The sequence below is a fragment of the Ideonella sp. BN130291 genome, assembly GCF_036231905.1.
Taxonomy (GTDB): domain Bacteria; phylum Pseudomonadota; class Gammaproteobacteria; order Burkholderiales; family Burkholderiaceae_C; genus CAMLIZ01.
Genome location: NZ_JAZARE010000003.1, coordinates 346,271 through 370,230, shown reverse-complemented (window position 1 = coordinate 370,230; position 23,960 = coordinate 346,271). Strand labels below are relative to the sequence as shown.

Here is a 23,960-nt window from a genome sequence, read left to right as displayed (position 1 = left end):
GAAGGACGACTCTCTGTGGCGCGTCAACGCCTTTGCATCCTGGGGTCCACCGGTTCGGTGGGCACCAACACGCTCGACGTGGTGTCGCGCCACCGCGACCGCTTCGAGGTGTTCGCGCTCACGGCCTACAGCCAGCTGGACGCGCTGTTGGCGCAATGCCTGCAATGGCAGCCGCGTTTCGCCGCAGTGCACAGCAACGAAGCGGCTGCCAGCCTGCGCGCGCGCCTGAAGGAAGCCGGCTCGCGCACCGAGGTGCTCTCCGGCCCGCGGGCCCTGTGCGACCTGGCGGCGCATCCGGACGTGGATGCCGTCATGGGCGCCATCGTGGGCGCGGCCGGCCTCGCGCCCTGCATGGCCGCCGCACGCGCGGGCAAGCGCCTGCTGCTGGCCAACAAGGAAGCGCTGGTCGTGGGCGGGGCACTGTTCATGCGCGCCGTCAAGGAAGGCGGTGCGACCCTGCTGCCGATCGACAGCGAGCATTCGGCCATCTTTCAGTGCCTGCCTGAGGACCGCAGCACCTGGGCGCGTCGCATCGACCACATCGTGCTCACGGCCTCCGGCGGGCCATTCCGCCAGCGCGACCCGGCCACCTTGTGCGCCGTCACGCCGGAAGAGGCCTGTGCCCATCCCAACTGGGTGATGGGCCGCAAGATCTCGGTGGATTCGGCCACCATGATGAACAAGGCGCTGGAGGTCATCGAGGCCCGGTGGTTGTTTGACCTGGCGCCCGAGCAGGTACGGGTGGTGATCCATCCGCAAAGCCTCATCCATTCGATGGTGGTCTGCCGCGACGGCTCGGTGCTGGCGCAGCTGGGCACGCCGGACATGCGCATGCCGATCAGCTACGGCCTGGCGTGGCCGGAACGCATCGAGTCCGGCGCGGTACCGCCTGATTTCCTGGCCTTGTCGGCCCTGACCTTCGAAGCGCCGGACGCCGCCCGCTTCCCCGGCCTGCAACTCGCCTGGGACGCCCTGCGCGCCCCTGAGGGCAGCACCACGGTACTGAACGCGGCCAACGAGGAGGCCGTGGCTGCCTTCCTGGACCGGCGCATCGCCTTTGATGCCATCCATCGGGTCAACGCCACCACGATCGAACGGGTGCAGCCTGTTCTGGGCAGCGATGCCACGGTGGAGGACCTGCTGGCGCTGGACGGGCAGGCACGCGAGCGCGCCCGCCAGTGCATTGCGGAGTTGCCGTCATGCTGACCATGGCGCTGGCCTTCGTGCTGACGCTGGGCGTGCTCATCGTGGTGCACGAATACGCCCACTACCGCGTTGCGATCGCCTGCGGTGTGAAGGTGCAGCGCTTTTCCATCGGCTTCGGGCGTGTGCTGTGGCGCCGCCAGGCCACGCCGGACGGCACCGAGTTCGTGCTGTCGGCGCTGCCGCTGGGCGGCTATGTGCGCTGGATCGACGATCGCGAGTTTCCGCCGATCACGCCGAACGACCGGCCGTTCATGTTCGGCCACAAGCCGCTGTGGCAGCGGGCGGCCATCGTCGCTGCGGGGCCGGTGTCCAACCTGCTGCTGGCGGTGCTGCTGTACGCAGCCGCGCACTGGATCGGCATCGATGAAGCCAAGGCAGTGATCAGCGCCCCGGTGGCCGGCAGCCTGGCGCAGCGCGCCGGTCTGCATGCCGGCGACGAGATCACCGCGGTGGGTGTCACCCAAGACAACCAGCCCGACCCGCAGTGGACCGACGTCCGGTCCATGGCGGATCTGCGCTGGGAGCTCACGCAGGCTGCCCTGCGCGGCGAGCGCTTGCATCTGCGGGTGCTGGAACACGGTGGTCGGGGGACTCGCAACGTCGTCCTCGAACTCGACCGCATTGACGCCAAGGAGGTGGACGCGGCCCTGGCCTCACGCATCGGCATCGGCGCGCCCTACAGCGAACCGGTCATGGGCGAGGTGAAGCCGGACGGCCCGGCCGCGCGCGCGGGCCTGCGGGCCGGTGACCGTGTGTTGCGGCTCAATGGCGAGCCGGTGGACGATGGCCTGCGGCTGCGCGAGCGCATCCGCGAAAGCGCCCAGGCCGCCAGCGCACCGGCCCAGACCTGGGTCGTGGAGCGCGACGGCCGCACGCTGGAACTGGTGGTGCAGCCCCGCGTGGTGAGCGAAGGCGGGCGTTCCGTCGGTCGCATCGACGCGTTCGTTGGCAAGTTGCCCGCGGTGGTCACCGTGCGCCATGGTCCGGTCGAAGGGCTGGTACAGGGCGTGAAGCGCACCTGGGAAGTGAGCGCGTTGACGCTGAAGATGCTGGGCCGCATGTTGATCGGCCAGGCGTCGCTGAAGAACCTGAGCGGCCCGCTCACCATTGCCGAGTTCGCTGGCCAGTCGGTGCAGCAGGGGCCAGCCTACTACCTGGGTTTCCTTGCGCTGGTGAGCGTCAGCCTCGGTGTGCTGAACCTGCTGCCGCTGCCCATGCTCGATGGCGGCCACCTGATGTATTACATTTTCGAGGCTGTGACGGGGCGTCCGGTCGCCGGCCTGTGGCTCAAGTGGCTGCAAGGTGGTGGCGCGCTGATCATGCTGCTCCTGATGTCACTCGCCCTGTACAACGATGTGGCCCGCCTCCTGGGCCTGCACTGAACCCCCTGTCTGATGCACCTTGCTGATCGCTCATTCCTGCGCCCTGTCGCCGCGTGCGTGGCCCTCGTGGCTGCGGCCTACGGGCCGTCGGCTCACGCCGTCGAACCCTTCACGCTGAAAGACATCCGCATCGAGGGTCTGCAACGCACCGACCCCGGCACGGTGTTCGCCGCGCTGCCGTTCCGTGTCGGCGAGACCTACAACGACGAGAAGGGCGCTGCGGCCCTGCGCGCGCTGTTCGCCACCGGCCTGTTCAAGGACGTGCGCATCGACATCGAGGGCGACGTGGTGGTGATCATCGCGGAGGAGCGCGCGATCATTGCCAACGTGAGCTTCGTCGGCCTGAAGGAGTTCGACAAGGACACGCTGACCAAGTCGCTCAAGGACGCGGGCATCGGCGAGGGCCTGCCCTTCGACAAGGCGGTGATCGACCGCGCCGAGCAGGAGATCAAGCGCCAGTACCTCTCGCGCAGCCTGTATGGCGCGGAGGTGGTGACCACCATCACGCCGCTGGAGCGCAACCGCGTCAACGTGACCTTTACGATGACCGAGGGTGACGCCGCTCGCATTAAGGAAATCCGCATCGTCGGTGCCAAGGTGTTCTCCGAGAGCACGCTCCTGGGCTTGCTGGAGCAGACGCCCTCCGGCTGGCTCACCTGGTACACCAAGAACGACCGCTATTCGCGCTCCAAGCTCAACGCCGACCTGGAGACGCTGCGCGCCTACTACACCAACCGCGGCTACCTCGAATTCGCGATCGACTCCGCCCAGGTGACGATCTCTCCGGACAAGCAGGAGATCAGCATCACCATCACCATCCGCGAGGGCCAGCCCTACACGGTGACGGCGGTCCGCCTGGAAGGTGATTACCTCGGCAAGGAAGACGAGTTCAAGCACCTGGTGAAGATCAAGCCGGGTGAGGCCTATCGCGGCGAGGACGTCGCCGAGACCACGCGGCTCTTTGGCGACCGTTTCGGCACCTACGGCTACGCCTTCGCGCGCATCGAGCCGCGCCCCGAAATCGACCGCGGCACCGGCCAGGTGGTGGTGGTGCTGTTCGCAGAGCCTCAGCGCCGCGTGTACGTGCGGCGCATCAACGTCGCCGGCAACACCCGCACGCGCGACGAGGTGGTGCGCCGGGAGTTCCGCCAGTTCGAATCGTCCTGGTACGACGGGCTGAAGATCAAGCTGTCCAAGGACCGCGTCGAGCGCCTGGGCTACTTCAAGGACGTGGGCGTCGAGACGAACGAGGTGCCGGGCGCTCCCGACCAGGTGGACCTCGCGGTCAACGTGACCGAGCGCCCCACCGGCAACCTGCTGGTGGGGGCCGGCTACTCGAGCGCCGAGAAGCTGTCGCTCACCGCCCAGATCCGCCAGGACAACGTCTTCGGCTCCGGCAACTACCTTGGCCTGGAGCTGAACACCAGCCGCACGAACCGCACGGTGGTGTTCAGCACGGTGGACCCGTACTTCACGGTGGATGGCATCTCGCGCGCGGTGGACGTGTTCTACCGGACCAACAAGCCGCTGAACCAGGCCGGTGCCGACTATTCGATCACCACGCCGGGCGGCTCCATCCGCTTCGGCGTGCCGTTCTCGGAAGTCGACACCGTCTTCTTCGGCCTGGGCATCGAGCGCACGGAACTGCGTGGCTCGCAGCTGCCCTCGCAGTACTCCACCTACGTGGCCCAGTTCGGCCGCAACAGCAACACGGTGCCGCTGACCATTGGCTGGCAGCGCGACGAGCGCGACAGCGTGATCACGCCCAGCGCGGGCAAGTACCAGCGTGTGAACTTCGAGTGGGGCGTGGCGGGTGACACCCGGTACCTGCGCACCAACCTGCAGTACCAGCAGTTCTTCCCGATCCCTGTGTTCAGCAAGTTCACGCTGGGCGTCAACGCGGAAGTGGGCTACGGCATCGGCCTGCAGGGCCGCGCCTATCCCACGTTCAAGAACTTCTACGGTGGCGGCCTCGGTTCGGTGCGGGTGTTCGAGCAAGGCTCACTGGGCCAGGTGGACACCACCGGCGCCTACATCGGCGGCAACAAGCGCTTCAACGTCAACGCCTCGCTGTACTTCCCCGTTCCTGGAACCGGGAACGACAAGTCGCTGCGTGTCTTTGCCTTCGCCGACGCGGGCAACGTCTGGTGGGACAAGAAGCCGGTGGACTACAACATCCCTGGTGGCAACCCGATCCGCGCTTCCGCAGGTCTGGGCCTGTCCTGGCTCTCGCCAGTCGGCCCGCTGCAGCTGAGCTACGGCACGCCGCTGCGCTACAAGTCGGACGATAAAATCCAACGCTTCCAATTCCAGATCGGGACTGCCTTCTGATGAACATCCTGTCCACCGTGAAATCCCTGGGCCTGGCCGCCGCTCTGCTGGCCGCCGGCTCGATGGCGCAGGCGCAGGAGCTGAAGATTGGCTACGTCAATGGCGAGCGGGTGTTGCGTGAAGCCGCTCCGGCCAAGGCGGCCCAGGCCAAGCTCGAAGCCGAATTCGGCAAGCGCGACAAGGAACTCAACGACGTCGCCGCGCGCCTGAAGGCCGCCTCGGACAAGCTCGAAAAGGAAGCACCCACCCTGGCCGAAGCGGAGCGCAACCGGCGCCAGCGCGAGCTGGTGGAGCAGGACCGCGACTTCCAGCGCAAGCGCCGCGAGTTGCAGGAAGACCTGGCCCAGCGCAAGAACGAAGAGCTTGCCGCGGTGGTGGAGCGCTCCAACCGCGTCATCAAGATGATCTTCGACACGGAGAAGTACGACCTCATCGTGCAGGACGCCGTGTTCGCCAGCGCCCGTGTGGACATCACCAAGAAGGTGATCGACGCACTCAACGCCGGCAAGTGACCAACCCCGGGGCCTGCTGAAGGCCCCGATTTGTTTGGGCCCGCCATGCCTGAAGTACAGCTGTCCGACGTGGTCGCCCGGCTGGGTGGTGAGCTGGTGGGCGACCCTTCGCACCGGATCGACCGCATCGGCCCGCTCCAGGGCGCCACGCCCGGCACCATCGCATTCCTGGCCAACCCGCGCTACCAATCCCAGCTGGCAGACAGCCAGGCCGGCTGCGTGATCGTCGCGCCAGGCCTGCGGGATGCGGCCGAGGCGCGCGGCGCGGCGATCGTCACGCCGGACCCCTATCTTTACTTCGCGCGCCTCACACAGTGGTGGGCGGGTATGCGCCAAACCGCAGCGTCACAGGGCGCGCACCCTTCGGCGGTGATCGAAGAGGGCGCTTCGGTGGACCCGTCTGCCTCCATCGGTGCCCTGGCCTTCATCGGAACCGGCGCGGTCATCGAGGCCGGCGCGGTGGTGGGTACACAGTGCTACGTGGGGGCGTTTGCCCAGGTGGGCAACGGCACGCGGCTGGCACCGCATGTCACCCTGGGAGAGCGCTGCAGCATCGGCGCCCGCGGCATCGTGCACAGCGGCGCAGTGATCGGTGCAGATGGTTTCGGTTTCGCGCCCCACGAGGGCCGCTGGGAAAAGATCGAGCAACTGGGCGCGGTGCACATCGGCGACGACGTGGAGATCGGCGCCAACACCTGCATCGACCGCGGCGCGCTGGACGACACGGTGATCGAGGACGGCGTGAAGCTGGACAACCTGATCCAGATTGCGCACAACGTGCACATCGGCGCCCACACCGCGATCGCCGGGTGTGTGGCCGTGGCAGGCAGTGCACGCATCGGCCGGCACTGCACCATTGGCGGGGCGGCTGGCATCGTGGGCCACATCGAGATCTGCGATCAGGTGCACGTATCCGCGTTCACACTCGTCAGCCGCTCCATCCGGCAGCCCGGGCACTACAGCGGCTCGTTCCCGTTCGACGACAATGCGAGCTGGGAAAAGAACGCGGCCACGCTGCGTCACCTGCATGCACTGCGCGAGCGCCTGCGGGCGCTGGAAAAAAAAATCTCATGAACTCGATGGACATCCACCAGATCCTGAAGAAGCTGCCGCACCGCTATCCGTTCCTGCTGGTGGACCGTGTGCTGGAGATCGAAAAGGGCAAGCGCCTGCGCGCGCTGAAGAACGTGACGATGAACGAGCCGTTCTTCACCGGCCATTTCCCGCGCCGCCCGGTGATGCCCGGCGTGCTGATGCTGGAGGCGCTGGCCCAGGCGGCCGCGCTGCTGTCGTTTGCATCGCTGGACATGGAACTGGACGAAGACTCGGTGTACTACTTCGCCGGCATCGACGGTGCCCGCTTCAAGCGGCCGGTGGAGCCGGGCGACCAGCTCTTCCTGGACGTGACGCTCAACCGCATGAAGGCCGGCATCTTCAAGTTCGGCGCGCGCGCGCTGGTGGGCGAAGAAACCGCGTGCGAGGCCGAGCTGATGTGCACCATGCGCAAGGTGAGCTGAACGCATGGCGCAGATCCATCCCACTGCCGTTGTCGACCCGTCCGCGGAGCTGGCCGACACCGTCACCATCGGCCCGTATGCGGTGATCGGGGCTCAGGTGCGCATTGGCGACGGCACCACTGTGGGTGCGCACACCACGATCGAGGGGCCCACCACCATCGGGCGCGACAACCGCATCTTCGCGATGGCGTCGCTGGGGGCCGCGCCGCAGGACATGAAGTACCGCGGCGAGCCGACGGAGCTGCACATCGGCGACCGCAACACCATCCGCGAGTTCTGCACTTTCAACCGCGGCACTGTGCAGGACGTGGGCATCACCCGGATCGGTGACGACAACTGGATCATGGCCTACGTGCACATCGCGCACGACGTGCAGTTGGCCAGCCGCGCCATCCTGGCCAACAACGCGACGCTGGCGGGCCATGTGCACGTGGGCGACTGGGCCATCGTGGGGGGCCTGTCCGGCGTGCACCAGTTCTGCAAAATTGGCGCGCACGCGATGATCGGCTTCCAGAGCCACGTGTCGCAGGACGTGCCGCCGTTCATGATGGTCTCCGGCAACCCGCTGGCCGTGCATGGTTTCAATGTCGAAGGCCTGCGCCGCCGCGGCTTCAGCGCCGAGCGCATCGCCCAGGTGAAGCAGATGCACCGCCTGCTCTACCGCAAAGGCCTCACGCTGGAGCAAGCCCGGGCCGAGATCGAAGGCCTGCGCGGCCAGCTGCCCGAGGGGGATGCCGACGTGGCGCTGTTGCTCGAGTTCCTCGCCGCCTCCACCCGCGGCATCGCTCGCTGAAGGCGATCATGAAATTCGCCATGGTCGCAGGCGAGGCCTCCGGCGACCTGCTGGCGGGGCTGCTGCTGGGCGGCATGCGCCAGCGCTGGCCCGGCCTGCAGGCGCAGGGCATCGGTGGTCCCAAGATGGCTGACCAAGGCTTCGAGGCCTGGTGGCCGCACCACAAGCTGGCAGTGCACGGCTATGTGGAGGCCCTGCGCCACTATCGCGAGATCTCGGCCATCCGCGACCGGCTGGCCGAGCGCCTGCTGGCTGACAAGCCCGATGCCTTCATTGGCGTGGACGCACCCGACTTCAACCTCGGGCTGGAAGCGCGCCTGAAGTCGGCCGGCATTCGCACCGTGCACTTCGTCTGCCCGTCGATCTGGGCCTGGCGCGGCGGCCGGGCGGCCAAGATCGCGCAGTCCGCCGACCACGTGCTGTGCCTGTTTCCCTTCGAGCCGGCCCTGCTGCAGCGCCATGGCGTGGCGGCCAGCTACGTGGGCCATCCGCTGGCCGATGCCATTCCCATGGAGCCCCCGCGGGCGCAGGGGCGCCAGCGCCTGCAGTTGCCGGAGCACGCCCAGGTGGTGGCGCTGCTGCCGGGCAGCCGCCGCGCCGAGATCCAGCACATCGCACCGCCGTTCCTGGCGGCCGCAGCGGCCTTGCACCGGCAACGTCCGGAGCTGCGCTTCGTGCTGCCGGTGGTGCCCGGGCTGCGCCCGCTGCTGCAGCCACTGCTGGCGCAACACGCCGCGGGCACGCCGATCCAGGTGGTGGACGGCATGTCGCACGAAGTGCTGGCCGCCTGCGATGTCACTCTCATCGCGAGCGGCACCGCCACGCTGGAAGCCGCGCTGTTCAAGCGCCCCATGGTCATCGCCTACAAGCTGCACCCGGTGAGCTGGCAGATCATGAAGCGCATGCGCTACCAGCCCTGGGTTGGATTGCCGAACATCCTGTGCGAGGATTTCGTGGTGCCCGAGCTGCTGCAGGGCGACGCCACGCCGGCGGCGTTGGCCGACGCGGTGGCTGGCTGGCTGGATGCGCCGGCCCGCGTGCAGGCCGTGCAACAGCGTTTTGTCGAACTCCATCACCGGCTGCGCCAGGACACCGCGCAGCGAGCCACCGATGCCATCGCCCAAGTCGTCGAAAAAGCGCAAGCCTGAACAGATTGCGCTGTCCTGGGACACGCCCGGGCTGATCGCCGGCGTGGACGAAGCCGGCCGCGGGCCGCTGGCCGGCCCGGTGGTGGCTGCGGCCGTGATCCTGGACGACCTTCGTCCCATCAAGGGCCTGGCCGATTCCAAGGTGTTGACGCCTGCCAAGCGCGAACGCCTGTACGACGAGATCCGCGCCAAGGCGCTGTGCTGCGCGGTCGGCGAGGCGACGGTGGAGGAGATCGACGAGATCAACATCCTGCAGGCCACGATGCTGGCGATGCGGCGAGCGGTGGAAGGCCTGCGCCTGAAACCCGCCAAGGTGCTGGTGGACGGCAACCGCCTGCCGGTGCTGCGTATTCCCGCCGAAGCCATCGTGAAGGGTGACGCGCTGGTGAAGTCCATTTCGGCTGCGTCCATCCTGGCCAAGGTGCACCGCGACCGGCTTTGCCTGCAGCTCGATGCGCTTCATCCCGGATATGGCTTCGCCGGGCACAAGGGTTACGCCACCGCGGAGCACCTGGCCGCGCTGAAGGCCCAGGGAGCCTGCATGGCGCACCGCCGCAGCTTCGCGCCCGTGCGGGAGGCGCTTGGCCTCTCGCTCGCCGGGGCGACGCTGACGGACGCCTTCGATGACTGATCCTGTCGAGATTCGTTCACGCGACAACCCGCTGCTGGTGCGCCTGCGCAAGCTGGCGCAGGACAACACGGCCTATCGGAAAGAGGGTGCCGTCTGGCTGGAGGGCGACCACCTGATGCGCGCCTGCCTGGCGCGCGGGCATGCGCTGCAGGACGTAGTGATCAGCGAATCTGGCTGGGAGCAGCCGGACCTGCGCATGCTGAGCGGGCAGGGCCGTCGCGCGGTGCGGGTGCCCGATGCGCTGTTCCGTGGTATCAGCGCGCTGGAGTCGCCCGCGTCCATCGGTGCGCTGGTGGCCCTGCCGGCCGCGACCGGGATCGATGCCGATGCGGCCAGCCTGGTGCTCGACCGACTGCAGGACGCCGGCAACGTCGGCAGCATCCTGCGCAGCGCCGCGGCATTCGGTGTGCGGCAGGTGCTCGCGATCAAGGGCACCGCGGCGCTGTGGTCGCCGAAGGTGTTGCGCGCCGGCATGGGCGCGCATTTCGGGCTGCGGCTGGTTGAAGGCCTGCAAGTGGACGACCTGGCGGCGCTGTGCGTGCCGCTGCTGGCCACCAGCTCGCATGCCGAACAGTCGGTGCACCGCGCCCGGCTGCCATCGCCGGCCGCCTGGGTGCTGGGCCATGAAGGGCAGGGGGTGCAGCCCACCTTGCTGGATCGCTGCGCCGCGCTGCTCGCCATTCCGCAACCCGGTGGTGAGGAGTCGTTGAACGTGGCCGCTGCGGCGGCGATCTGCCTGTACGAAAGTGCGCGCCAGGCGGCTGACTGACTCGCGGTTCAGCAGTCGAGCAGATCGGCCAGGTGCATGAAGTCCCTGGCGTGCAGCGTGTTCTCGGGCCGTGGGGACACGTCCTTGGCACGGTTGGCGCCGAACTCCAGCGGCCGCTCGACATACGCGGTCTGCAAGCCGCAAGCGCGGGCGCCAGCCAGGTCATCGTGGTGTGCTGCCACCAGCATCACCTCGGCCGGCGGCACGTCGAACACCCGGGCCACACCCAGGTAGGTGGCCGGGTCGGGCTTGTAGGCCTTGAAGACCTCCGCCGACAGGATGCAGTCGAAGGGCAGGCTGCCATGTTTGGCCAGGTCGGTAAGCAGGCCGATGTTGCCGTTGGACAGGGTGCACACGACGTGGCGCGACTTCAGCCTGCGCAGCCCTTCGGCAGCATCCACCCAGGGGTCCAGCCGGTGCCACGCCTTGTTGAGCTGTCGGCGTGCCGCATCGTCCAGGTGCGCGAGGCCGAAACGCGGCAGCAACTCGTCCAGGATCATCCGGTGCAGGTCGTCGATCAGGGTCCACGGCAGCTCGCCGGACATCACACGCTGCATCGCGGGCCGATAACCGGCACGCCAGGCGGTGGCGAAGGCGTCGCCGTCCACGTCCGGGAAGCGGGCGGTGACCTCGCGGCGGATGCTGCCGTGCCAGTCGACGACCGTGCCGAAGGTGTCAAAGGCGAGCACACACACCGTCATGGCCGCTTCAGTAGATCAGCCGGTCCGGCCGGATGTCGCGCAGGATGGTGGTCGCGATCTCCTCGATCGACTTGTGCGTGGACGACAGCCAGGAGATGCCTTCCCTGCGCATCATCGCCTCGGCCTCGTTCACCTCGTAGCGGCAGTTCTCGATCGCGGCGTACTTGCTCCCCGGTCGGCGCTCGTTGCGGATGTGGCTCAGCCGGTCGGGGTCGATGGTCAGGCCGAAGCACTTTCGCTTGTGCGGGGCCAGCATGGACGGCAGCTTGCCGCGCTCGAAATCGTCGGGGATCAGCGGGTAGTTGGCGGCCTTGATGCCGTGCTGCATGGCCAGGTACAGCGACGTCGGCGTCTTGCCGCTGCGGCTCACGCCCACCAGGATCACGTCGGCCATCTCCAGGTTGCGCGCGGACTGGCCATCGTCGTGCGCCAGCGAGAAGTTGATCGCCTCGATGCGGTCGTTGTATTCCTGGCTCTTGGCGGCGTCGGAGAACCGGCCCACGCGGTGGTTGGACTTGATGCCGAACTCGTGCTCCAGCGGCTCCACGAAGGTGCGGAACATGTCCAGCACCAGGCCCTTGCACTCGGGGTTGCACACGATGTCGCGCACCTCGTCGTTCACCAGGGTGATGAACACGATGGAGCGCTGGCCCTCCCGTTCGGAGGTCTGGTTGATCTCGTGCACCACCGCCCAGGCCTTTTCCACCGTGTCGATGAAGGGCCGCCGCACATGCCGAGGCTTGGCGGCAAACTGGGCCAGGATGGAGTTGCCGAAGGTTTCGGCGGTGATGCCGGTGCCGTCGGAGACAAAAAACACGGTGCGGTTCAGCATGGGGCGGGCTCCTCGCCGGCCATCATAGGGGAGGCTCCCCCGGCCGGCCGCCAGCGCCTAGAATCGGCGTAATTTCTCGCGATTTCAGCCCATGCGCCGCCCCACCCCTGCCAAACAACCAGAATCGACCATCGGGTGGGTTGATCGTGCGCGCCTGTTCGACGCGGGAGCACCGGTTTTTTCACATCACGGAGCTTTCCCATGTCTTCTGCATCCCGCTTTGAGGCGACCGCCCTGGTCGTACCGTTTGAACAACTGAGGATGACCGATGTCGAGGTGGTCGGCGGCAAGAACGCCAGCCTCGGCGAAATGATCAGCCAGCTCGCCGCCTCCGGGGTGCGCGTGCCTGGGGGTTTTGCCACCACGGCACAGGCCTTCCGGGAGTTCCTCAAGGGCAACGGCCTCACCGACAAGATCAACGCGCGCCTGAAGGCGCTGAACACCGACGACGTGCGCGCGCTGGCCGAAGCCGGCGCCGAGATCCGCGGCTGGGTGGAAGCCGCGCCCTTCCCCAAGCCCCTGGAAGACGCGATCCGCGCCGAGTTCGCCCGCCTCACCGCCGGCAACCCGGAGGCGTCGTTCGCGGTGCGTTCGTCCGCTACCGCGGAAGACCTGCCTGATGCGTCCTTCGCCGGCCAGCAGGAAACCTTTCTCAACGTGGTGGGCATCGAGCAGGTGCTGCACAAGATGAAGGAGGTGTTCGCCTCCCTCTACAACGACCGCGCGATCAGCTACCGCGTGCACAAGGGCTTTGCCCACAGTGACGTGGCGCTCTCGGCCGGCGTGCAGCGCATGGTGCGCTCCGACCTGGGCGCCGCCGGCGTGGTGTTCACCATCGACACCGAATCGGGCTTCAAGGACGTGGTGTTCATCACCTCCAGCTATGGCCTGGGGGAGACGGTGGTGCAGGGCGCGGTGAACCCGGACGAGTTCTACGTGCACAAGCCGGCGCTCAAGAACGGCAAGTTCCCGGTCATCCGCCGCAACCTGGGCTCTAAGCTGATCAAGATGGAGTTCGCCTCGCCCGAGGAAAAGACGGCCAGCGGCAAGCTGGTGCGGACGGTGGACACGCCGCCCGAGCAACGCAACCGCTATTCGCTCAACGACAACGACATCATCGAGCTGGCCAAGTACGCGATGATCATCGAGCAGCACTACCAGCGCCCGATGGACATCGAGTGGGGCAAGGACGGCATCGACGGCCAGATCTACATCCTGCAGGCCCGGCCGGAGACGGTGAAGAGCCAGTCCGAAGGCAAGCTGGAGCAGCGCTACAAGCTCAAGGGGCAGGGCGCGGTGCTGGCCGAAGGCCGTGCCATCGGCCAGAAGATCGGCACCGGCCCGGTGCGCCTGGTCACCTCCATCAGCGAGATGGACCGCGTGCAGCCCGGCGATGTGCTCGTGACCGACATGACCGACCCCAACTGGGAGCCGGTGATGAAGCGCGCCAGCGCCATCGTCACCAACCGCGGCGGGCGCACCTGCCACGCCGCCATCATCGCGCGCGAGCTCGGCATCCCGGCGGTGGTGGGCTGCGGCGACGCCACCGAGAAGCTGGCCGACGGCGCGCTGGTCACGGTGGCCTGCTCCGAGGGCGACACCGGCTTCATCTACGACGGCCTGCTGGAGACCGAGATCACCGATGTGCAGCGCGGTGAGATGCCGTACTGCCCGATCAAGATCATGATGAACGTCGGCAATCCGCAGCTGGCCTTCGACTTCGCGCAGATGCCCAATTCCGGCGTGGGCCTGGCCCGGCTGGAATTCATCATCAACAACAACATCGGCGTCCACCCCAAGGCCATCCTTGACTATCCGAATGTGGACGGCGAGCTGAAGAAGGCGGTGGAGTCGGTGGCCCGCGGGCACGCCAGCCCGCGTGCCTTCTATGTGGACAAGCTCACCGAAGGCATCGCCACCATCGCGGCGGCCTTCTGGCCCAAGCCGGTGATCGTGCGGCTGTCGGACTTCAAGTCCAACGAGTACCGCAAGCTGATCGGCGGCTCGCGCTATGAGCCGGACGAAGAAAACCCGATGCTGGGCTTCCGCGGTGCCAGCCGCTACATCAGCGGTGATTTCAGCGATGCCTTCGCGATGGAATGCGAAGCGCTCAAGCGCGTGCGCATGGACATGGGCCTGGACAACGTGGAGATCATGGTGCCCTTCGTGCGCACCATCAAGCAGGCGCAGAAGGTCAACGAGATGCTCGCCGCGCGCGGGCTCAAGCGTGGGCAGGACGGGCTGAAGCTCATCATGATGTGCGAGGTGCCCAGCAACGCCATCCTGGCCGAGCAGTTCCTGGAGCATTTCGACGGCATGTCGATCGGCTCCAACGACCTCACCCAGCTGACCCTGGGCCTGGACCGCGACTCCGGCCTGGAGCAGCTGGCCGACGACTTCGACGAACGCGATCCGGCCGTCAAGGCAATGATCTCGCGCGCGATTGCGGCCTGCCGGGCCACCGGCAAGTACGTGGGCATCTGCGGCCAGGGGCCCAGCGACCATCCGGACTTTGCCGACTGGCTGGCGCAGGAGGGCATCGTGTCCATCTCGCTGAACCCGGACACGGTGGTCGAGACCTGGCAGCGCCTGGCCAAGCGCTGACATTCCCCAATCGCCCGCAGGCGGCCCGTCGCCCACAATCGACGGGTCGCTGCTAGCGGGGTGGGGATGGACGAGGATCAGCCAATCGAGTCGCGCTACTGGCGGCGCGTGTTGCGCATCACCGGCGGCCTGCTGTTTGCCTGGCTGCTGATCACCCTGGTCGGCCCCTGGTTTGCGCGCGACCTGAGTGGCCTGTCGCTGTTCGGCTTTCCGCTGAGCTTCTGGGTGGCATCGCAGGGTGCGCTGCTGCTGTACCTGGCCGTGATCGTGGTGTACGCGCTGCTGATGGAGCGGCTGGACCGGCAGTTTCATGAGGCATCGCCCGGCGAAGCAACGGACGGGCATGGCTGAGCCGTCGGCACAGGCCGAGGCCACACGCCGATTCGGCCACCAGCTGCATCGCCGCTATGGCCTGTACACGCTGGGCGTGATCGGCTTCATCGTGCTGCTGGCCGGCGCCGAGCGGCTGGGCTGGTCACGCGGCTGGATCGGGGCGATGTTCCTCATCGGCACGGTGGGTGTGTATGCACTCATCGGCCTGCTCAGCCGCACCACCGACGAGGCGGAGTACTACGTGGCCGGCCGCCGGGTGCCGGCGCTGTACAACGGCATGGCCACCGCGGCCGACTGGATGTCGGCCGCCTCCTTCATCGGCACCGCGGGTGTGCTCTACCTGCAGGGCTACGCCGGGCTGGCCTACATCCTGGGCTGGACGGGTGGCTACTGCCTGGTGGCGCTGCTGCTGGCGCCCTACCTGCGCCGGTTCGGCCAGTTCACCATTCCGGACTTCATCGGTGCGCGTTATGGCGGCCAGTTGCCCCGCCTGCTGGCCGTGGCGGCCGCGGTGATGGTGTCCTTCGTGTACGTGGTGGTACAGCTCTATGGCGTGGGCCTGATCACCTCGCACCTCACCGGCTTCAGCTTCGAGGTGGGCATCTTCGTCGGGCTGGGCGGCGTGCTGGTGTGTTCGTTCCTGGGTGGCATGCGGGCCGTCACCTGGACCCAGGTGGCCCAGTACATCGTGCTGATCATTGCCTACTTGGTCCCTGTTGCATGGCTGTCGCTGAACCAGACCGGCCACCTCGTGTCACCGGCCAGCTACGGTGCTCAGCTGCAGAAGGTGACCGAGGCCGAGCGCCGCCTCAGCGACGACCCGCGCGAGAAGGAGGTGCGTGCCCTCTACGCCCAGCGGGCCGCGGTGGCCAACGCCAAGCTGGCCGACGTGCCAGCCGCGATGGCGCAGGACGCCCGCCAACTGGCGGGGCAGATCGAGCGCATGAAGGCCGAGGAGCAGCCCCTGGTGCGCATCCAGCAGGCGGAGCGGCGGCTGCAGCGCCTGCCGCGCACGGAGGAGGCGGCGCGGCAGGCGTACGAGCGTGAGCGGGACACCTCATTGCGGCAGTCGCGCCCGCTGGCCGGCATGCCTCCCCAGGCGCTGCCTTACGCAGCGGGCGACCCGGATGGTGATGCCGCCCAGCAGCAGGCGTTCGACCATTCCCGGCGCAACTTCATCGCGCTGGTGCTCTGCCTGATGATGGGCACGGCCGCCATGCCGCATGTGCTGACGCGCTACTACACCACGCCGTCGGTGAGTGCGGCGCGCCGGTCGGTGGGATGGTCGCTTTTCTTCATCGCGCTGCTGTACGTGGCGGCTCCGGCGCTGGCGGTGATGGTGAAGTACGAGGTGTTCTCCCACCTGGTGGGCATGCCCTTCGACGAGCTGCCGAGCTGGCTGCGGCGCTGGGCCAAGCTGGACCCGTCGCTGGTCTCGGTGGAGGACATCAACCTGGACGGCATCCTTCAGCTCAGCGAGCTGCGCCTGGGGCAGGACGTGATCGTGCTGGCGGCGCCGGAAATCGGCGGGCTGCCCTTTGTCGTGACCTACCTGGTGGCTGCCGGTGGGCTGGCCGCGGCGCTGTCCACGGCCGACGGGCTGCTGCTGACCATCGCCAATGCCCTGTCGCACGACGTGTACTACCGGGTCATCAATCCCCGCGCGTCTGCGATCCGGCGCGTGATGCTGTCCAAGGTGCTGGTGCTGATGGTGGCGCTGCTGGCGGCGTGGCTCGCGTCGCTGCGCATCACGGACATCCTGCAGTACGTGTCGGCCGCCTTCTCGCTCGCGGCTTCGGCGTTCTTCCCCGCGCTCACGCTGGGCGTGTTCTGGCGCCGCGCCACGCGCCTGGGCGCCATCTGCGCCATGCTGTCCGGACTGGGCCTGTGCGCCTGGTACATGGTGATCAACCTGCCTTGGCTGCGCCACTTGTTCGCCCTGGGGCCGGCTGCGGCAGACCTGCGCTGGTGGGGCATCGAGCCGATGGCTGCCGGGGTGTTCGGCGTGCCGCTGGGCATGGCGGTGCTGCTGCTGGTCAGCCTGGTCACGCCCCGGCCCTCCGCCGAGGAATACCGGCTCCTGGCGCGGCTCCGGGCGCCCGGCCCGGCGCAAGGATGACCCGGGCCGAGGCCAGCCTGCTATAATCATTGGCTTTCCCTTGCCGCGCCGTCTGTATTTGACGCATTGGGCGCGGCTTCCAATCCCTGGAATCCACAAGGAGACTCCATGCGTCATTACGAGATCGTTCTGCTGATCCATCCGGATCAAAGCGAACAGGTTCCAGCCATGCTGGAGCGCTACAAGACCCTGGTCACCAATGCCGGTGGCAAGGTGCATCGAGTGGAGGACTGGGGCCGTCGTCAGCTGGCCTACATGATCCAGAAGCTCGCCAAGGCGCACTACCTGTGCATCAACATCGAGTGCAGCAAGGAAACGCTGGGCGAGCTGGAAACCGGCTTCCGCTTCAACGACGCCGTGCTGCGCCACCTGACCGTCGCCAAGGACAAGGCCGAGACGACCCCGTCGGTGATGATGAAGATGGTCGAGAAGGAAGAAGCCCGCAAGGCCCCCCAGCAGGAGGCCGCCGCCTGACGTGTGTTTGAGGCTGCAGCCGCTTGAGGCCGGGGCGCGATGAACCGATTGGTTCTGTCGGCCCAACTGGTCGAACGCGGTGCCGTGCGCTACACCCCCGCCGGTCTGCCGGCCCTGGACTTGAGCTTGAAGCACGAATCCCAGGTCAGCGAAGACGGGCAGCCCCGCAAGGTCTCCATGGAGATACGCGCGGTGGCTATCGGGGCGATCACACGGCAGCTGTTGCCGCTGGCCATCGGAAGCTCCGGCACCTTTGCCGGGTTTTTGACGGCGGGGCGCAATGGCCGAGGCCTCAGCTTCCACGTCACAGAGGTCGAGCTGCTCACCTGACTCACGTTCGTATTCCGGAATCAGATTTAGAAAGAGGTCATCATGCCCCCACCCCGTGGTAAAGGTCGCTTCTCCAAGGACAAGCGTCCCAAGCGCAACCAGCAATCGCTGCTGTTCCGCCGCAAGCGTTTCTGCCGCTTCACCGTCGCCGGCGTCGAGTCCATCGACTACAAGGATGTCGACACCCTGCGCGACTTCATCGGCGAAAACGGCAAGATCACGCCCGCCCGCCTGACCGGCACGCGTGCGTACTACCAGCGCCAGCTGACCACTGCGATCAAGCGTGCCCGCTTCCTCGCGCTGGTGCCGTACTCTGACCAGCACAAGGTCTAAGGAGCAGCCCCATGCAAGTCATCCTGCTCGAAAAAGTGGCCAACCTGGGCAACCTGGGCGACGTGGTGAAGGTGAAGGACGGCTACGCCCGTAATTTCCTGATCCCCAGCCGCCAGGCCCGCCGCGCCACCGAAAGCGCCATCAAGGAGTTCGAAGCCAAGCGCGTCGAACTCGAGAAGGCCGCCGCCGCCAAGCTGGCCGCCGCGCAAGCCACCGGCGAGAAACTCAACGGCAAGACGGTGCGTATCAGCCAGAAGGCTGGCGTGGACGGTCGCCTGTTCGGCTCGGTCACCAACCACGACATCGCGGAAGCCCTCAAGAAGGAAGGCTTCGAGCTGGCCAAGGGCCAGATCCGCATGCCCAACGGTCCGCTGAAGACCGTCGGCGAGCATGCCGTGACCGTGGCACCGCACACCGATGTGGTGGTGGACGTCACCGTCGTAGTGGTCGGCGAAACCGACTGACGGACGCTTCGCGCTCACGAAGGCCGGCTCGATGCCGGCCTTTTTCTTTGTTCCTCCGCATTTCACAAGCTGCACACGGGATATCCACTGGCCTGTGCACAGCCATCCTCCGCTCGAAGGCCTACCATGGCCGATTGGCATCCCTCCTGAGGCTTCGTATCGATGTCCGCCGTTTTCCAGCCCCGTGAGTCCGCCCCCCGTGACGACGAAGTGGCGCGCCTGCGCGTGCCGCCGCACTCCATCGAGGCCGAACAAAGCGTGCTGGGCGGCCTGCTGCTGGACAACGGGGCCTGGGACCGGGCCGGCGACCTGCTGCAGGACACCGACTTCTACCGCTTCGAGCACCGGGTGATCTACGCCGCCATCGGCACGTTGATCAACGCCAGCAAGCCAGCCGACGTGATCACGGTGCACGAGCAACTGCAGAGCCTCGGCAAGGCCGACGAGTGTGGCGGCCTCAAGTACCTGAACGACCTGGCGCAGAGCGTGCCCAGCGCGGCCAACCTGCGCCGCTATGCGGAAATCGTGCGCGAGCGCGCCATCCTGCGCAAGCTCATCGCCGCCAGCGACCAGATCGCCACCAAGGCCTTCAATCCGCAAGGCACGCCGGTGTCCACCATCCTGGACGAAGCCGAGGGCACGATCTTCAAGATCGGCGAGGAGGGCTCGCGCCAGAAGCAGGGTTTCCAGAGCATGGACAACCTGGTGATGCAGCTGATCGATCGCGTCACCGAGCTCTACGAAAACGGCGCCGAGGAAGTGACCGGCGTGCGCACCGGTTTCTACGACATGGACCGCATGACCGCGGGCCTGCAGCCGGGCGACCTGATCATCCTGGCGGCCCGTCCGTCCATGGGCAAGACGGCCTTCGCGCTGAACATCGCCGAACACGTGGCGGTGCAGGAAGGCCTGCCGGTGGTGGTGTTCTCGATGGAAATGGGCGCCTCCCAGCTGGCGCTTCGCCTGGTGGGCTCGCTCGGCCGCATCGACCAGCAGCACCTGCGCACCGGCAAGCTCAACGACGATGAATGGAGCCGGCTGAGCGAAGCCACCGAGCGGCTGTCCAAGGCGAGCATGTTCATCGACGAGACGCCGGCGCTCAACCCGAGCGAGCTGCGTGCGCGCGCGCGACGCCAGGCCCGCCAGTGCGGCCGCCTGGGCCTGATCGTCATTGACTACCTGCAGCTGATGAGCGGCTCGGGCGGTGCCAGCGAGGAAAACCGCGCCACCGTCATCGGCGAGATATCGCGCGGCCTGAAGGCATTGGCCAAGGAGCTGCAATGCCCGGTGATCGCGTTGTCGCAGCTCAACCGCTCGGTGGAAACACGCACCGACAAGCGCCCGATGATGAGCGACCTGCGCGAATCGGGCGCCATCGAGCAGGACGCGGACGTGATCATGTTCATCTACCGCGACGAGTACTACAACAAGGACTCGAAGGAACCGGGCGTGGCCGAGATCATCATCGGCAAGCAGCGTAACGGCCCGGTCGGCACGGTGAAGCTCACCTTCCTGAAGCCGCTGACCAAGTTCGACAACCTGGCGCCCGGCACGGTGGTCAGCGGCAGCGAGTACTGAGCACCGCTCGCCCGCGCGCTGGCGGCGCTGCCGGCCCACGCCGGTGCAGGACCGGCGGGGCGGCTTCCTGCGCTGGGCTCAACAGCTCGCTGGCCGGCCGCGATTCAGGCCCAGCTCAGCGGGTCCACCCGGTAGAAGTCGCGCAGCTCGGCATACAGCGCCGGGCTGTGCGCGGCCAGCTGCGTACCTTGCTCGAAGAAGACCTCGGTGGCCACCGCGAAAAACTCGGCGGGGTCGGTCGCACCGTAGGGGTTCAGCAGGCTGGGCAGACTGCTGTCAGCCAGGGCGCGCAGCTGCTCGAATTCCCGGTTCAGCACCTGGGCCCAGCGTTCGTAACGCTGCGGGCCTGCCAACCGGGGCGCACCATTGGCGGCGCCCGTTTCCTGGTCCAGCTGGTGGGCAAACTCGTGCAGCACCACGTTGCGGCCATCGTCGCTGACCGCCGCGCCTTCGAGGGTGTCCTCCCATGACAGGATCACCTGGCCCTGCGACCACGATTCGCCGGCCAGCACCTGGCGCTGCTCCTGGAGGACGCCCGCGCTGCCGGTGTGCACGCGGTTCACGACAAAGGCGCCCGGGTACACCAGGATCTGTTTCAGCCCGGGAAAGTAGTGTGGCGGCCGGTTCAGCAGCAGCAGGCAGGCTTGTGCCGCGATGGTGACCCGCACCTCATCGGTCACCTTCATGCCGGCGCAGCCGATGAAAGGCTTTTCCGCCAGGAACACCAGCATGTGGCGCTTGAGCTGCAGTTGCAGGTTGACCGGCAGGCGGCGGAAGTAGGGCACCCGGCGGTGCAGCACGGAGCGCCAGGCCGCTGGGAACGGGTGGGCCGCGATGCGGGCGCGGCGCCAGCGTACATAGGCCGGCTCGGCCAAGAGCCAGGCCACGAAGCACAAGGCCACGCTCAGCAGCACGAGGAGGGGCATGGCGGGCCTTTGCGAAACGGTGTGACGCCAGTCAGGTGGATGCGATCCGCATCAATTTCAAGCCGGCGCGCACTCCGCACTCGCAGAAGGGTCAAGTAGCTGTATATATTTACAGTATGAACAAGACGCCCAACCCTGCTGAAGCCGCCGCCTCCGCGGCGCTGGTGTACATGCCCTTGAAGGGCCGTGGCACCGCCTGGGCCATAGAGCATCGCTTCAAGCGCGACACCCGTGAAGCCTTCGACGATGGCTGGGGCACGCTGGAACAGGCCGCGCACGAAGAGCATCTGGCGCCGCAGACCCAGATCATCGAGGAGCGGGTCAAGTCCATCCTGTCGGGCAACCAGTCGCCCGACGTGTCCTTCGATCTCTCGATCAACCCCTACCGTGGCTGCGAACATGGCTGCATCTACTGCTTTGCGCGCCCCACGCACAGCTACCTCAACATGTCGCCGGGTCTGGACTTCGAGACCCGCATCATCGCCAAGGTGAACGCGGCCGAACGGCTGCGCGAGGCGCTGGCCAGCCCGCGCTATGAACCGAAGATGCTCAACATCGGCTCGGCCACTGACGCCTACCAGCCGGTGGAGCGGCGCCTGCGCATCACGCGCTCCATCATGGAGTTGATGGTCGAATGCCAGCATCCGTTTTCGGTGATCACCAAGTCGGCCGGAGTGGAGCGCGATCTCGACCTCATCGCGCCGATGGCGGCACACGGCAGGTCGGCGGTCTACGTGTCCCTCACCACGCTGGACCCGCAGCTCGCGCGCATCCTGGAGCCGCGCGCCGCCGCGCCGCATCGGCGCCTGCAGGTGATCGAGACGCTGTCCAGGGCGGGTGTGCCGGTGGGCGTGAGCGCCTCACCGATGATTCCTTTCATCAACGAGCCGGAGCTGGAGCGCATTTTCGAAGCGGCCGCCGCCGCAGGCGCGCGCTCAGGGTTCAGCATCGTGCTGCGGCTGCCGTGGGAGGTGAACCCGCTGTTCCAGCAGTGGCTGCAGCAGCACTTTCCTGACCGGGCCCAGCGTGTGATGTCACGCGTGCGCGAGATGCACGGTGGCAAGGACTACGACTCGCGCTTCGGCCACCGCATGAGCGGCGAGGGTGTCTGGGCGCAGCTGTTCGCGCAGCGGGTGGCCAATGCGAAGCAGCGTTTCGGGCTGGCGGGTGACAAGGAACAGTTCGACTTCAGCGGCTTCCGCCGCCCGCGTCCTGATGCGGCCGCGGGCCAGGGGGAGCTGTTTTGAGCGCCTGCACGGGCGCCACCGGCTCCGCTGCACCCGTGCGCAGGTTCAGCCCGCCCGCCGAGCGCCCACCGTCCTGGCCCAGAGGGAGGTTCACCGCACCCGCGTAGCGGCGCTGCAGCGCCTCAAGTTGCGGCGCCAGCTCGGCGGCGTCGGCCACGGCGGCGTGGTGGCGCTGGAGCGTGAGCCGCGCCATGTCGATCAGCTTGGTGTTGCCGGTGCGGCTGCCGTGCACCAGCAGCTGCTTGACCGTGGCGGCCGGATCGCCGGCCACGGTGTGCGCCATGCATTGCTCGGCGATCTCGTGGATGCGCGCATGGCACTGGCGCACCCGCTCGGCGTAAGGCGGGTGCCCGCCGGCGCTGCGGGCCAGCAGTTCGCTCACGCCCTTGGCGGTGCAAAAGCGCAGCGCCACCGCGTCGATCCAGCCTTCGGCTTCGTCCAGCCGCAGCTCGGCCGCGGTCAGGCGCGACACCAGGGCCAGCATGTTGCACGCGGCCTCCAGGTCGAAGTCCGGTTCAGCGATCTCGGCGGCCAGCGCCCGCACGTCGTTCACCACGCTGGCCACCTGCTTCTGCTGCATATGGTGCAGCGTGCGCGCCACCTCCGCAAAACGCTGCAGGCGCCGGCTCTGCGGCGCCTTGTCCAGTGCGTGCTGCAGGTTGTCCAGGCAACGTTGCAGGCCCTTGCCGTCGCGCTGCTGGAAACGGGCGAACGCCAGCAGCACCATCGACTGGAAGTCGAAGGTCTTGGAGTTGATGCCCAGCGCGCTGGCCCGCTCCAGCGCCTTGGCCGACTGCTCGTGGTCGCCCAGGTAGAAGGCCAGCATGCCGTGCTTTTGCAGCCGCATGATGGAGCCGGGTGTCAGCTCGCTGGCCTGGCGGTAGGTGGCCAGCGCGTCGTCGAGCTGGCCTTGTTCCACCTGCACTCGCCCCATCACGTCATAGGCATCCGCGTAGGACGGTTCCTGCGCAATCAGGCTTTCCAGCGTGCGGCGCGCAGGCGCCAGCTGGCCGCCTTCGAGCTGCACCCGCGCGACGCCCAGGCGCGCCCATGGCAACGCCTGGGTGGCGATCACCGCTTCGTAGAGCTTCTGCGCGGCGGCATGTTGCTGCAGGCGCAGCAGCAGCTCGGCGCCGATGCGGGCCGCATACAGCCAGTAGGGCGAGCGATCGTGGAAGCGCTGCAGGCACATGCGCGCCGCCACTTCGAACTGCTGGTCCTCCATCGCCTCGAAGATCTCGCGCAGCACGCGCTTGCGCTCGCGTGCATGGCGCAGGCGTTCTGCCAGGCCGGTGGCGGTGTGGGGCTTGAGCAGGTAGCCGTCGAGTGCGGACTCGGCCGCTTCGGCCACCTTGCCGTAGGTGGCCTCGCCGGTGATCATGATGAACACCGTGGAGAAGGGCAGCAGCTGCGCACGGCGCAGGTCGTCCAGCAGGTCCTGGCCCGACAGCGTGTCGTTGGGAAAGTGCTGCTCGCACAGCACGAATTCGAACTCGCGGTTCTCCAGCAGGCGGCGGGCGTCGGTGGCCTTGCTGCATTGCGCCACCGTGCCCACGCCCAGGTCGCGCAGCTGGGCCGCAAGGATGCTGCGCGATGTCGGGTTGGCGTCCACCACCAGGCCGCGGCAATCGGCGATGTGGCGGTCCAGCGCGTGCATCAAGGCACCTGCGCGACGGCGGTGGTGCGCCCCGCAGGGCGGCGGCAATGGTCAGTGGTGCACGGGCACATGG

The 23,960-nt window shown here is 67.4% G+C and carries 23 protein-coding genes; 19 read left to right on the top strand and 4 right to left on the bottom strand.

Annotated features, from left to right (window positions below):
• Positions 1-15: 15 nt before the first annotated feature.
• Genes ispC through VPH43_RS07985 form a run of 10 tightly spaced genes read left to right on the top strand, consistent with a single transcriptional unit; the run spans position 16 to position 10,289 of the window.
• Positions 16-1,206, top strand: coding sequence for a 1-deoxy-D-xylulose-5-phosphate reductoisomerase (ispC, locus tag VPH43_RS08030; RefSeq protein WP_328577159.1), 1,191 nt, complete (start codon positions 16-18; stop codon positions 1,204-1,206).
• Positions 1,200-2,588 (top strand): RIP metalloprotease RseP, encoded by a 1,389-nt coding sequence (gene rseP, locus VPH43_RS08025; protein ID WP_328577158.1) that lies wholly within the window; start codon positions 1,200-1,202, stop codon positions 2,586-2,588. Before ispC ends, rseP begins: the two co-directional genes overlap by 7 nt.
• 12 nt (positions 2,589-2,600) lie before the next feature.
• Positions 2,601-4,919 carry an outer membrane protein assembly factor BamA gene (bamA, locus tag VPH43_RS08020; protein WP_328577157.1) on the top strand — a complete coding sequence of 773 codons (2,319 nt, stop codon included), beginning with the start codon at positions 2,601-2,603 and terminating at the stop codon, positions 4,917-4,919.
• Entirely contained in the window at positions 4,919-5,431 is a 513-nt protein-coding gene (locus VPH43_RS08015; RefSeq protein WP_328577156.1) for an OmpH family outer membrane protein, read from the top strand. Before bamA ends, VPH43_RS08015 begins: the two co-directional genes overlap by 1 nt.
• Before the next feature lie 45 nt (positions 5,432-5,476).
• Complete coding sequence (gene lpxD, locus VPH43_RS08010) at positions 5,477-6,505, top strand: UDP-3-O-(3-hydroxymyristoyl)glucosamine N-acyltransferase (RefSeq protein ID WP_328577155.1); 1,029 nt, start codon at positions 5,477-5,479, stop codon at positions 6,503-6,505.
• Positions 6,502-6,948, top strand: coding sequence for a 3-hydroxyacyl-ACP dehydratase FabZ (fabZ, locus tag VPH43_RS08005; protein WP_328577154.1), 447 nt, complete (start codon positions 6,502-6,504; stop codon positions 6,946-6,948). The genes lpxD and fabZ overlap by 4 nt, the downstream gene beginning before the upstream one ends.
• A gap of 4 nt (positions 6,949-6,952) precedes the next feature.
• Positions 6,953-7,741 (top strand): acyl-ACP--UDP-N-acetylglucosamine O-acyltransferase, encoded by a 789-nt coding sequence (gene lpxA / locus VPH43_RS08000; protein WP_328577153.1) that lies wholly within the window; start codon positions 6,953-6,955, stop codon positions 7,739-7,741.
• An 8-nt stretch (positions 7,742-7,749) separates the two neighbouring features.
• A complete protein-coding gene (gene lpxB / locus VPH43_RS07995; RefSeq protein WP_328577152.1) occupies positions 7,750-8,889 on the top strand; it encodes a lipid-A-disaccharide synthase in 1,140 nt (379 codons plus the stop codon).
• Complete coding sequence (rnhB, locus tag VPH43_RS07990; protein ID WP_328577151.1) at positions 8,852-9,520, top strand: ribonuclease HII; 669 nt, start codon at positions 8,852-8,854, stop codon at positions 9,518-9,520. Before lpxB ends, rnhB begins: the two co-directional genes overlap by 38 nt.
• On the top strand, positions 9,513-10,289 hold the full coding sequence (locus VPH43_RS07985) for a TrmH family RNA methyltransferase (RefSeq protein WP_328577150.1): 777 nt from the start codon (positions 9,513-9,515) through the stop codon (positions 10,287-10,289). The genes rnhB and VPH43_RS07985 overlap by 8 nt, the downstream gene beginning before the upstream one ends.
• Positions 10,290-10,297: 8 nt before the next feature.
• Here the strand turns inward: VPH43_RS07985 and VPH43_RS07980 are convergent, their stop codons facing one another.
• Both VPH43_RS07980 and ppsR read right to left on the bottom strand, forming a co-directional pair.
• Positions 10,298-10,990, bottom strand: a complete 693-nt coding sequence (locus VPH43_RS07980) for a haloacid dehalogenase type II (protein WP_328577149.1) — start codon at positions 10,988-10,990, stop codon at positions 10,298-10,300.
• A gap of 7 nt (positions 10,991-10,997) precedes the next feature.
• Complete coding sequence (gene ppsR, locus VPH43_RS07975; protein WP_328577148.1) at positions 10,998-11,822, bottom strand: posphoenolpyruvate synthetase regulatory kinase/phosphorylase PpsR; 825 nt, start codon at positions 11,820-11,822, stop codon at positions 10,998-11,000.
• A gap of 201 nt (positions 11,823-12,023) precedes the next feature.
• On the opposite strand from ppsR, the gene ppsA reads away from it, so the two are divergent.
• The 8 genes from ppsA (at position 12,024) to dnaB (ending at position 20,057) form a co-directional block, all read left to right on the top strand.
• Entirely contained in the window at positions 12,024-14,426 is a 2,403-nt protein-coding gene (ppsA, locus tag VPH43_RS07970) for a phosphoenolpyruvate synthase (RefSeq protein WP_328577147.1), read from the top strand.
• A gap of 66 nt (positions 14,427-14,492) precedes the next feature.
• The gene (locus tag VPH43_RS07965; RefSeq protein WP_328577146.1) at positions 14,493-14,777 is read left to right on the top strand and encodes a DUF4212 domain-containing protein; all 285 of its coding nucleotides are present in this window, start codon (positions 14,493-14,495) and stop codon (positions 14,775-14,777) included.
• Positions 14,770-16,878 carry a VC_2705 family sodium/solute symporter gene (locus tag VPH43_RS07960; protein ID WP_328577145.1) on the top strand — a complete coding sequence of 703 codons (2,109 nt, stop codon included), beginning with the start codon at positions 14,770-14,772 and terminating at the stop codon, positions 16,876-16,878. The genes VPH43_RS07965 and VPH43_RS07960 overlap by 8 nt, the downstream gene beginning before the upstream one ends.
• A gap of 108 nt (positions 16,879-16,986) precedes the next feature.
• Complete coding sequence (gene rpsF / locus VPH43_RS07955) at positions 16,987-17,352, top strand: 30S ribosomal protein S6 (protein WP_328577144.1); 366 nt, start codon at positions 16,987-16,989, stop codon at positions 17,350-17,352.
• A gap of 39 nt (positions 17,353-17,391) precedes the next feature.
• The gene (priB, locus tag VPH43_RS07950) at positions 17,392-17,682 is read left to right on the top strand and encodes a primosomal replication protein N (protein ID WP_328577143.1); all 291 of its coding nucleotides are present in this window, start codon (positions 17,392-17,394) and stop codon (positions 17,680-17,682) included.
• A 42-nt stretch (positions 17,683-17,724) separates the two neighbouring features.
• Positions 17,725-18,015, top strand: coding sequence for a 30S ribosomal protein S18 (gene rpsR / locus VPH43_RS07945; RefSeq protein ID WP_328577142.1), 291 nt, complete (start codon positions 17,725-17,727; stop codon positions 18,013-18,015).
• A gap of 11 nt (positions 18,016-18,026) precedes the next feature.
• Entirely contained in the window at positions 18,027-18,479 is a 453-nt protein-coding gene (rplI, locus tag VPH43_RS07940; RefSeq protein WP_328577141.1) for a 50S ribosomal protein L9, read from the top strand.
• 162 nt (positions 18,480-18,641) lie between these two features.
• Positions 18,642-20,057, top strand: coding sequence for a replicative DNA helicase (dnaB, locus tag VPH43_RS07935; RefSeq protein ID WP_328577140.1), 1,416 nt, complete (start codon positions 18,642-18,644; stop codon positions 20,055-20,057).
• 104 nt (positions 20,058-20,161) lie between these two features.
• Here dnaB and VPH43_RS07930 read toward each other — a convergent pair whose 3' ends face one another.
• Entirely contained in the window at positions 20,162-20,983 is an 822-nt protein-coding gene (locus VPH43_RS07930; RefSeq protein ID WP_328577139.1) for a zinc-dependent peptidase, read from the bottom strand.
• Between the two features lie 116 nt (positions 20,984-21,099).
• On the opposite strand from VPH43_RS07930, the gene VPH43_RS07925 reads away from it, so the two are divergent.
• Positions 21,100-22,230 (top strand): PA0069 family radical SAM protein, encoded by a 1,131-nt coding sequence (locus tag VPH43_RS07925; protein ID WP_328577138.1) that lies wholly within the window; start codon positions 21,100-21,102, stop codon positions 22,228-22,230.
• Here the strand turns inward: VPH43_RS07925 and VPH43_RS07920 are convergent.
• Positions 22,172-23,887, bottom strand: a complete 1,716-nt coding sequence (locus VPH43_RS07920; RefSeq protein WP_328577137.1) for a response regulator — start codon at positions 23,885-23,887, stop codon at positions 22,172-22,174. The genes VPH43_RS07925 and VPH43_RS07920 overlap by 59 nt on opposite strands.
• Positions 23,888-23,960: the final 73 nt, after the last annotated feature.